The organism is Mycobacterium sp. TH-M103 (assembly GCF_057473785.1).
This window is the reverse complement of sequence record NZ_JBYCLG010000198.1, coordinates 1-9,683: the sequence shown is the minus strand read 5'-3', so window position 1 is coordinate 9,683 and position 9,683 is coordinate 1. Positions and strand designations below refer to the sequence as shown.

Annotated in this window: 8 protein-coding genes, 3 tRNA genes and 1 pseudogene; 4 read left to right on the top strand and 8 right to left on the bottom strand. The window is 68.0% G+C overall.

The features are described 5' to 3' along the window. The 5 genes and pseudogenes from AC2VOR_RS10995 to AC2VOR_RS10975 all read right to left on the bottom strand — a co-directional run. A pseudogene (locus tag AC2VOR_RS10995) lies at positions 1–181 on the bottom strand (phosphate transport system regulatory protein PhoU); the annotation flags it as partial. A gap of 58 nt (positions 182–239) precedes the next feature. Next, on the bottom strand, positions 240–2,345 hold the full coding sequence (locus AC2VOR_RS10990) for an LCP family protein (protein WP_486963786.1): 2,106 nt from the start codon (positions 2,343–2,345) through the stop codon (positions 240–242). Between the two features lie 209 nt (positions 2,346–2,554). After that, positions 2,555–3,688: a tRNA dihydrouridine synthase DusB gene (gene dusB / locus AC2VOR_RS10985; protein WP_486963785.1), complete on the bottom strand. Its 1,134-nt coding sequence runs from the start codon at positions 3,686–3,688 to the stop codon at positions 2,555–2,557. A 5-nt stretch (positions 3,689–3,693) separates the two neighbouring features. After that, positions 3,694–4,710: an acyl-ACP desaturase gene (locus AC2VOR_RS10980; protein WP_369736881.1), complete on the bottom strand. Its 1,017-nt coding sequence runs from the start codon at positions 4,708–4,710 to the stop codon at positions 3,694–3,696. Between the two features lie 166 nt (positions 4,711–4,876). Further along, on the bottom strand, positions 4,877–5,491 hold the full coding sequence (locus AC2VOR_RS10975) for a TetR/AcrR family transcriptional regulator (RefSeq protein ID WP_369736882.1): 615 nt from the start codon (positions 5,489–5,491) through the stop codon (positions 4,877–4,879). A 69-nt stretch (positions 5,492–5,560) separates the two neighbouring features. Between AC2VOR_RS10975 and AC2VOR_RS10970 the strand changes: the two genes are divergently transcribed. Continuing rightward, entirely contained in the window at positions 5,561–6,586 is a 1,026-nt protein-coding gene (locus AC2VOR_RS10970) for an oxygenase MpaB family protein (protein ID WP_369736883.1), read from the top strand. 55 nt (positions 6,587–6,641) lie between these two features. Here the strand turns inward: AC2VOR_RS10970 and AC2VOR_RS10965 are convergent, their stop codons facing one another. Then, complete coding sequence (locus tag AC2VOR_RS10965) at positions 6,642–7,142, bottom strand: nucleoside deaminase (RefSeq protein ID WP_369736884.1); 501 nt, start codon at positions 7,140–7,142, stop codon at positions 6,642–6,644. 90 nt (positions 7,143–7,232) lie between these two features. On the opposite strand from AC2VOR_RS10965, the gene AC2VOR_RS10960 reads away from it, so the two are divergent. Continuing rightward, on the top strand, positions 7,233–8,132 hold the full coding sequence (locus AC2VOR_RS10960) for a class I SAM-dependent methyltransferase (protein WP_486963784.1): 900 nt from the start codon (positions 7,233–7,235) through the stop codon (positions 8,130–8,132). A gap of 18 nt (positions 8,133–8,150) precedes the next feature. On the opposite strand, the gene AC2VOR_RS10955 is transcribed toward AC2VOR_RS10960, so the two are convergent. After that, positions 8,151–8,963, bottom strand: a complete 813-nt coding sequence (locus tag AC2VOR_RS10955; RefSeq protein WP_369736886.1) for a TIGR04255 family protein — start codon at positions 8,961–8,963, stop codon at positions 8,151–8,153. A 336-nt stretch (positions 8,964–9,299) separates the two neighbouring features. Then, positions 9,300–9,375: transfer RNA gene (locus AC2VOR_RS10950), tRNA-Lys, on the bottom strand. 122 nt (positions 9,376–9,497) lie between these two features. Between AC2VOR_RS10950 and AC2VOR_RS10945 the strand changes: the two genes are divergently transcribed. Together AC2VOR_RS10945 and AC2VOR_RS10940 are read left to right on the top strand one after the other, a co-directional pair. Further along, positions 9,498–9,570: transfer RNA gene (locus AC2VOR_RS10945), tRNA-Glu, on the top strand. Between the two features lie 30 nt (positions 9,571–9,600). Next, positions 9,601–9,677 (top strand) — tRNA-Asp (locus tag AC2VOR_RS10940). Positions 9,678–9,683: the final 6 nt, after the last annotated feature.

Here is a 9,683-nt window from a genome sequence, read left to right as displayed (position 1 = left end):
CCTCGGCGCGGGCGCTCATCGCCGCGATCTGCTCGTGGTCGGAGATCACCTGTTCGGCCAGCACGAGGTCGGCCTGCAGCAGGGCCTGGGTGGCGCGCTCCATCGCAATGCCCGCCAGCCCGCACATCTCGCCGAGCTGCTCGGACAGGCCCGCAAGCTGCTCATGGTAGGCGGTCCGCATGCCGCCAAGCCTACGTTCTCGATGCCGAAATCGCTTTGCGGACTCTCGCCAAATCCGGCTATTCGCAGGTGGTGTCCGCCGCATTGGTGACCGTCAGGTCTTCGGGCAGCTTGGCCGGTGTGTCGCCCGAGTTGCGTTCGATCTGCACGCTGACGGATGAGCCGCTGGGTGGCGGATCGGCGACGGCGCTGAAGTCCGGGCCGAGCACCACCTGGACGACCTGACCGTAGCCCGACACCCGGTGCACCTTGGAATTGGCGAACGCCGATGCCACCGTGGCGGCGGCGTGTTCGTTGCCCGGAGAGAAGAACACCGTCGTGGCCTTCAGTGCACTGGGGTAGTCGTCGGGTGCCATCACGTTGAACCCGTCGCGCTTGAGTTGGGTGGTGGCGGCGGCGGCGAGCCCGGATGTGGCGGTCGCGTTGGACACCCGCACCGTCACGTCGTGCGGCGAGGCAGTCGTCACCTGTTCGTGCCGCACCTCGGGGCTCGGGGCCGGGTTCTTGGCCGGGGCGGACGTGGGGGTGGAGGTGGTCGTCGCCCCCTTGGTCGAGGAGGTCCCCAGCTGCTGCGCGTTGTGGTCGTTCTCCAGGGGCAGAGGATCGTCGTCGATGATGGCGTCGAAGAGCGCCCGCATGTCGGCCGTGCGTGGCGGTTCGTCACCGTTTTCGTCCGTCACTCCGGTCGGCACCGTGACGAAGGTGATGTGCCCGGCGGCGATTCCCTGCAGCGACTGCCCGAGCTGAACAAGATCTTTGGTCTTGACGTTGTCGACGTAGCTGTCGCCGATGAAGAGGTTGACGACGTTGTTGAGTTTGTTCAGGTCCAGCAACGTGTCCTCGGAGATCAGGGAGCGCAGCAGCGACGACAGGAACAACTGCTGGCGCTTGATGCGGCCGTAGTCGCCGTTGTTCTCCGTGGTGACCTGCCGGGCGCGCACGTAGTTCAACGCCGTCGGGCCGTCGATGATCTGGCGCCCCGCGTGTTTGAGCACGGTGCCCAGTTCGTAGTCGTGTAGCGGCGCCCTGGTGCACACCTCGACGCCGCCGAGGGCCTCGACCATTTTCGCGAAGCCGGAGAAGTCTACGGCGATGAACCGGTTGATGCTCAACCCCGACAGCTTCTGGATTTCCTTCACCAGGCACTTCGGCCCGCCGAAGGAGAACGTCGAGTTCAGTTTGGTCTCGGTGTAGACCACGCGCGGACTCCAGGTGCGCGTCTTGTCGTCGTAGATAGGGCCGTACTTGCCGGTCTCGGGGTTCCAGACTTCGCATTGGATCGGGGTGATCGCCAGGTCGCGCGGGAAGGAGACCACCACCACGCGTTTGCGGTTCGCCGGAATGTTGACCAGCATCACCGTGTCCGACCGCGCGCCGCCGGCGTCGTCGGCGTCGCCGGCGCCCATGTTGGCGTTCTCGCCGAGCCGCGAATCCATGCCGACGATCAGGAAGTCCTCGTCGCCGTACTGGCCACCGGGGTCGACGATGTCGCGCGAATGCGGGTCGAGCGCGCTAACGGTGTTGAGGCGGCTGTTCTTCGATGTCGCCCACTGCCATGCCCCGCCGGTCATGGCGAGGCTCAGCACCGCGAGCAGCGCCGCCAGCGAACGGGCGGCGAACAGCAGGGGCCGGCGCCCGGGCCTGGTTTTCGGCTCGCGGGCACGCCGGCGCAGCAGCGTGCGCGGTGCGTTGGCGGGCGGTGCCTCCGCTGCGGGATCCTCGTCGTGGGGGTAGCTCGCGACCTGCAGGTCGGGGACCTCCGAGCTGAGCTCGAGCGAATAGGCCGGAGTGGCGATGACCTGTGTGTCCTGTTGGTCGATGGACGCCTCGGGAGCTGCGGTATCCGGGGCCTCCGTGTCGGGGGCGTCGTCGGCTGCGCGGTGGCGCCTGGGCCGATCGGGGGGCGGGGCGCCGAACTTGGCGATCAGGTCGGCGACGGTGATCCCGCCCCGGGTGTGGGATCCGCTCCGTGCGCCGTGACCCGGATCCTGCTCGTCCTCGTCGTCGTCGTCGTGCTCGTCCTCGGAGGCGGGCTCGACGTGGTCGACGGGGGCCGGGGCGGGCTGCCACCGGTGCAGGTTTTGGTCCGGTGTCGGCTCGGAGAACCGCTCCCAGGGCGCGGCGCGCCGGCCCTCGGGAGTGGCGTCTGCCCCGCCGTCACTCATGTCCTGCCGGCCTCCGAATCCTCGATGCGGACGTCGAGAGAGCGTCCGTGGCACCTGTCACCGCCGCACTGCGGGCCCGTGCCTGCGAGGCGCACGGAGTGGGTCGCGCTTCGGTGACGCGGCCCTCAACCGATCCGACGGCGAAGCGTAATACAGCAAGGCCCATATCTTACTGAGTTCTGGGTCCGGACGCGATCTCGCGGCCGGGTTCAGCCGCCGGAGTGCATGACGTCCGCGCCGGCCGGGACCGTGCAGTCGTCCGGATCGTTCAGCCAGCCGTCGGGCAGGGCAACGCGGGCCGGTGACCCCTGCCGGCCCCGCGGGCCCGTGGCCGCATCGGGGAACGGCACCGACCCGTCCAGCCGGTCCAGCAGCGAGTCGAGTTCGTCGAGCGTCGTGACCATGGCCAGCGACCGCCGCAATTCGGATCCGGCGGGGAAACCGTGCAGGTACCAGGCGACATGCTTGCGTATGTCGCGCATGCCCTTGTCCTCCCCGAAATGGGCGGCCAGCAGTCGGCCGTGCCGCCGGACGATGTCGGCGACCTCGCCCAGGGAGGGCGGGACGGGCGGGGCGGTGCCGGTGAACGCGGCCGAGAGCTCGGCGAAAAGCCACGGCCGGCCCAGGCAGCCGCGGCCGATGACGACGCCGTCGCAACCGGTGCTGGCCATCATCGCCAGCGCGTCGCGGGCGTCGTAGATGTCGCCGTTGCCGAGCACCGGGATCGTGCGCACCTGCTGCTTGAGGGCGGCGATCTGGTCCCAGTCGGCGGTGCCGGAGTAGCGCTGTGCCGCCGTGCGGGCGTGCAGGGCCACCGCGGCGGCGCCCTCGGCCTCGGCGATGCGGCCGGCGTCCAGGTGGGTGTGGTGCTCGTCGTCGATGCCGATGCGAAACTTGACCGTCACCGGGATGCCGGTGCCTTCGGTGGCGCGGACGGCCGCGGCGACGATCTGGCCGAACAGCCGCCGCTTGTACGGCAGCGCCGCCCCGCCGCCGCGCTTGGTCACCTTGGGCACCGGGCAGCCGAAGTTCATGTCGATGTGGTCGGCCAGACCCTCGTCGGCGATCATCCTCGCGGCGGCGTACGTGGTGGCCGGGTCCACGGTGTAGAGCTGCAGCGACCGGGGCGACTCGTCCGGGGCGAACGTGGTCATGTGCATGGTGACCGGATGGCGCTCGACGAGCGCGCGGGCGGTCACCATTTCACAGACGTACAGGCCGCTGACCGTGCCGGCCTTTTCCTTCTCGAGCTCACGGCAAAGCGTCCGGAAAGCAACGTTGGTCACGCCCGCCATCGGGGCCAGCACCACCGGGCTGGCGAGCGTGATCGGACCGATCCGCACGGCCGTTACCGGCGGCTCATCGCCAGCTTGCCGGCCGTCTTGTGCAGTTCCTGGGCGGTGGCGCGCTTGCCCGTGCGGGCTTCCCGGTCGAGTTGGCGCTGCTTGGACACCTCGAACTTGTCGCAGGCCTGCTCGAGCTCCTTGATCAGCAGTGCGAGGTCGTCACGCAGCTCGGCCCCCTCGCCGGTGAAGTCCTCGCGCTCGAAAATGCGCCACTTCTTCAGGATCGGCATGACGACCTCGTCGAGGTGGATGCGCGGGTCGTAGACCCCGCCGACGGCGATGAAGACGGCTTTGCGCCGGAACTCGGGCACCTGGAAGCCAGGCATCTGGAAGTTGCGCAGGATGAGGTGCAGCGACTTCATCGCCTGGTTGGGCGCGAGGTCGAACGCGGCCTCGCTGACGTCGCGGTAGAAGATCATGTGCAGGTTCTCGTCGGCCGAGATCTTGGCCATCAGCTGATCGGCGATCGGGTCGTTGCAGGCCCTGCCGGTGTTGCGGTGCGAAATCCGGGTGGCCAGTTCCTGGAAGCTGACGTAGAGGACGGAGTGGGTGAGGGTCTCGGCGAAGTACTCACCCTGGTGGTTCTGGCCCGGGCTGAAGCCCCGGTTGACCACCTCGATACGAAGCTTTTCCAGCTCCACGGGATCGACGGCGCGCGTGACCACGAGATAGTCGCGCAACGCAATCCCGTGCCGGTTCTCCTCGGCCGTCCAGCGGTTCACCCACTGCCCCCACGCGCCGTCCATGCCCATGTTCATCGCGATCTCGCGGTGATAGGACGGCAGGTTGTCCTCGGTGACCAGGTTCTGCACCATCGCCACCTGGGCGACATCCGAGAGCTTGCTCTGCTCAGGGGCCCAGTCCTGGCCACCGAGCGCGTAATAGTTCTTGCCGTCCGACCACGGGATGTAGTCGTGCGGGTTCCAGTCCTTGTGCATGCTCAGATGCCGGTTCATGTACTTCTCGACGACCGGCTCAAGCTCCCGCAACAGCTGTAAGTCCGTCAGCTCAGCGGACATCGCCCCTCCAGTTATATGTGTCGATTAGTAGCGGTCAATATATCTGTGTACCCCAGTAGCATCAAGTTTCCGCGTGCGTGGCCCGCGTGGCGAGGTCACATTTCGGCATACCGACGTGCCGAACACATTTGACCTGGGCTCGCCGGTGTGGCCCCGCGGAAACCCGCTACTCGGAATTACCCGGCTCAGGGGCCGGCACGTAGGGGGCCGCCGTGATGAACAGCATGTTCACGCAGTAGTCGATGAACTGCCTGCGGGTGGCGCCGAGCTGGCCGTTGAGGTAGGCGGTGAACAGGCTCGACAGACCGCCGACGAGGCTGGTGGCGATCATCTTCTGCACCACGGGGTCCCCGATCCGGGAAAGCTTGCGGACCAGCAGGTCGATGAAGTTGGGCATCCACTGCGCTCCCGAGCGGGTCAGGATCGGCTCCACGGCCGGAGCGAGCAGGAGCACGCGGCCTCGGACCGGGTCGTCGACCATCAGCTCGACGAAGCGTTCGACGGCCTCGCGCGGCGTTTTCGCCGAGGTGAGCGTGCTCATCGCCCGCGTGCACACGTCGTCATAGACCGCGCGCACGAACTCGTCGCGGTCGGAGAAGCTCTCGTAGAAATAGCGCTCGGTCAGCGCGGCCTCGCGGCACACGGCGCGGACGGTCAGCGCGGGCCCGCGGTCGCTGCCCAGCAGTTGCACGCCGGCGGCAACGAGGTCGTCGCGGCGCAGCGCGTGGCGACTCTCCAAGGGGACGCCGGTCCAACGGCTCCGTCGTTGACCGGACGGCACATCGCTCCTAAGCTGAAAAGTGACAACACGTGTAGTCAAAATCTACCGACAGCCACGGGGATCTCAACAGTGACTCAAGATACGTCCGCAGGCACTCCGCTGACGAGCATCGACGGCGCGACCGCCACCGACGGCTTGGCCGCCGGATGCCCGGTGGCGCCGCTGGGTTACGAGGCTCCGCCCGTCCCGCTCGGTCCCGATTCGCTGACGTGGCGGTACTTCGGGGACTGGCGCGGCATGCTGCAGGGCCCATGGGCGGGGTCGATGCAGAACATGCACCCGCAGCTGGGTGCGGCCGTCATCGACCACTCGACGTTCTTCCGGGAACGCTGGCCGCGCCTGTTGCGCTCGCTGTACCCGATCGGCGGCGTGGTATTCGACGGCGACCGCGCACCGGTCACCGGCGCGGAGGTGCGCGACTACCACACCGAGATCAAGGGCGTCGACGAACAGGGTCGCCGCTACCATGCGCTGAACCCCGACGTCTTCTACTGGGCGCACGCCACCTTCTTCGTCGGAACGATCCACGTGGCCGAGCGGTTCTGCGGCGGGCTGACCGAGGCGCAGAAACGACAGCTCTTCGACGAGCACGTCCAGTGGTATCGGATGTACGGCATGAGCATGCGACCCGTGCCGGCGTCGTGGGAGGAATTCCAGGCTTACTGGGATCACATGTGCCGCAACGTATTGGAGAACAACTACGCGGCGCGTGCGGTGCTCGACCTGACCGATCTGGCCAAACCACCTTTCGCGCAATGGGTTCCGGACTGGCTGTGGGCCGCCCAGCGCAAACTGATGGCGCCGTTCTTCGTCTGGGTGACCGTCGGCCTCTACGACCCGCCGGTGCGCGAGCTGATGGGCTACACCTGGTCGGCGCGCGACGAATGGCTGCACCGGCGGTTCGGCGACGCCGTCCGTCTGGCGTTCGCGCTGGTGCCCCGGCGGTTCCGCAAGCATCCGCGGGCCCGCGCCGGATGGGATCGCGCCAACGGGCGAATCCCGGCCGACACGCCGCTCGCGCAGACCCCGGCGCGCAACCTGCCGCCGGTGGACGAGCGCGACAACCCCAAGCACTACTGCCCGAACGTGTCGTAATTCTTTCCCGCGCAGCGCGTCTCACGTGCGCGTGCTGTCGTTGCCAGGTCGGGTGTCAGCGCGCCGGGACGACGGTCGACGTGCGCCGGCCGCCGTTCCGCTCGTTCCAGAACCGGTAGACACCCACCGCGGCGTCCCGGGGCTCGTAACGCATCGGCAGTCGCCGGCGCTCCCAGCTCTTCGCGAATTCGTCGTAGAACGTGGCGAGTTCGAAGTACTTGCGGTCATCGAGGTAGTACGGCGCATAGGCCTCGCGGGTGGTCAGGAAGACCACTTCCCGCGGTGAGCAGTAATACAGCGAGCCCAGGCACATCGGGCACGGGTGGGCGAGCACGTAGATGGTGCTGTCGACCAGGTGCTCGGTGCCCAGCTTCCGGCACGCCTCGCGGATGGCCAGGATTTCCGCGTGGGCGGTCGGGTCGTTGGTCTGGGCGGCCTGGTTGGCGCTCTCGGCCAGGACTTCGCCGTCGTTGACGATCACGGTCGCGAACGGGCGGCCGCCCTCGGCGACGTTACGGCGGGCCAGGTCGATCGTGCGCTGCGCGAAGTCGGTCATGGTCGCAGGCTAGCGCCGACGACTGGGCATGCCGGGCCTGTGGTAGTAACTAGATTGTCTATATTTCTTCGTTTCTGGCACAGGAGCAAAATGGCGCGCACCGAGAGCGATCGTTGGGATCTGGCGACGAGCGTCGGGGCGACGGCGACCATGGTCGCCGCTCAGCGGGCGCTGGCTTCCGAGGAGGGGTTCATCGACGACCCCTATGCCGCGCCGTTGGTGCGCGCCGTCGGCATCGACGTCTACGTCCGCTTGGTCAACGGCCAGATCCCGGTCGGCGGGGAGTCGGAGTTCGATCCGCGCCGGATGGCCGAGGGGATGGCCTGCCGCACCCGGTTCTACGACGACTTCTTTCTCGACGCGGCGCGCAGCGGCGTCGGCCAGGCGGTGATCCTCGCGGCGGGCCTGGACGCGCGGGCCTACCGCCTGCCGTGGCCCGCCGGCACCGTCGTCTACGAGGTCGACATGCCCGAGGTGATCGAGTTCAAGACGCTGACCCTCGCCGAGCTCGGTGCGCAGCCGACCGCGGAGCGCCGCACGGTCGCCGTCGACCTGCGCGACGACTGGGCCGCGGCGTTGCGGGACGCGGGATTCGATCCGCAGGCCCCCACGGCGTGGAGCGCCGAAGGTCTGCTGGTCTACCTGCCGGATGCCGCGCAGGACGCACTGTTCGACAACATCACCGCGCTGAGCGCTCCCGGCAGCCGCCTGGCGTTCGAATTCGTCCCCGACACCGCGATTTTCGCCGACGAGCGCTGGCGCGCCCACCACGACCGGATGAGCGAGCTCGGGTTCGAGATCGACTTCAACGATCTCGTCTACCACGGGCAGCGCAGCCACGTCGTGGACTACCTGAACCAGCGCCGCTGGCGGACGTCGACGAAAAGCGTCAAGGAACTGCACGCGGCCAACGGGTTCGCCTACCCCGACGACGACGTCGCCGCGGCCTTCGCCGACGTCACCTACACCAGCGCGGTGCTCGAGCGCTGACGTCGGCGCGCGCTGCGGCTACGAGCTCAGCAGGTCGTCCTTCAGGCGGCTGGTGAGCATCTCCTGGAACACGGTGCGTGCCGGGTCGTAGAGGTCCTGAAAGGTCGTCAGCACCGCGTTGCGGTCGTATTCGGGAATGGATCCCGTCGGGGTCCAGAAGCTGTCGATGTCCAGCAGGAAGAACGGTCCCTGCTGGGCCGGCATGGTCCGGCGCAGGTGGTAGCTCTGGTCGAGTGCCTGACCCACCCCGGGGCCGTAGCGCACGATCATCGACTTGCCCGGGTTCGCCTCGCGGTAGACCGCGGCGCCCTGCCATTCGGTCAGCGTCAGGCCGGCCGGGGCGATGCGCTGCGGCCCGAGCAGCGGCTCGGCGATCCAGTTGGCCCACTCGACCCGGCCGTCGACGCCCACGGGGACCCGGACCTCGAGCACGTAGCGCAGGCCGATGCGCTCCACCCCGACGAGCGAGGAGACCTGCGAGCGCGCGTCGACGACGCGCATCACGATCTCGAGCAGCGACTCGAAGTTGGAGTATGCGGTGGTCTCGATGACGACGGCCTGGTTCTTCATCGAGGCGGCCAGCGTGTTGTCCCGGTTGACGTAGCGGGTGAAGCGCTCGGCGGTCGGCTGGGGGCTTCCGCCGGCGCCCATGCCCCACGCCACATCCTGGGCCTGGCGCTCGATGGGCAGATGGTCGGCGAGCAGATGTTTGAGCTGTCCGCTCGATGATTCGTTGAGGGAATCCGTTGCTGGGTGACGGACTTCCATCGTTACCAGGGCTACGGGCGCGTTCGGGGAGGAGGCTGCATCAACAGTCATCCTCGGAAGCATAGCCAAGCCGTTTTGACGCGGAACCGGGGCCGTCCCGCGTGGCGACCGACGCCCGCCGGACGACTGCGCCCGGCTGCGTCCGACGCAGCCACAAGATCCGTCAGCAGCGGCGATTCATCCCCACCGATGCTCATTCGGCGTGTCATGCCGTCGGGCGAGCGGACGCGATCGCCGCGAACCGCCGGCCCGGCACGCGCGCGGCCGGTGCGTGCGGCCGCAACGGCCCGCGCGGTGCTCGTTAACGGCGCGTCGATTGCTGCTGACGATCGGCTGAAGCTCCGGTGCCGGGCGTCTTGCGAGGTGACAGCCGGTGTCCGGCGCTCATGAACCGCTTGTTGGTGCCCCCACTAGGACTCGAACCTAGGACCTGCGGATTAAAAGTCCGTAGCTCTACCAACTGAGCTATAGGGGCCGAAAAAACAGGATACTGGGTACCGCGGAGGCGCTCGTTTGAGGATTGGGGCCGCGGTGACCTAAGCTGGCGTGGCTCCCAACGTAACCATGTTGCGGGTACCCCGGAGAGATTCGGATCTGGCCCCCTTCGTCTAGCGGCCTAGGACGCCGCCCTTTCAAGGCGGTAGCGCGGGTTCGAATCCCGTAGGGGGTACGGCGACGCGGCGACGCGGAGCGGTAGCAAGGCCCTGTGGCGCAGTTGGTTAGCGCGCCGCCCTGTCACGGCGGAGGTCGCGGGTTCGAGTCCCGTCAGGGTCGCCAGCACGG

Bases quoted from the DNA above. Each gene is read 5' to 3' on its own strand.
- AC2VOR_RS10960 (WP_486963784.1), top strand. From the start codon at position 7,233: ATGGCGCGCACCGAGAGCGATCGTTGGGATCTGGCGACGAGCGTCGGG.
- AC2VOR_RS10965 (WP_369736884.1), bottom strand. From the start codon at position 7,142: ATGACCGACTTCGCGCAGCGCACGATCGACCTGGCCCGCCGTAACGTC.
- AC2VOR_RS10980 (WP_369736881.1), bottom strand. From the start codon at position 4,710: ATGTCCGCTGAGCTGACGGACTTACAGCTGTTGCGGGAGCTTGAGCCG.
- AC2VOR_RS10955 (WP_369736886.1), bottom strand. From the start codon at position 8,963: ATGCTTCCGAGGATGACTGTTGATGCAGCCTCCTCCCCGAACGCGCCC.
- AC2VOR_RS10990 (WP_486963786.1), bottom strand. From the start codon at position 2,345: ATGAGTGACGGCGGGGCAGACGCCACTCCCGAGGGCCGGCGCGCCGCG.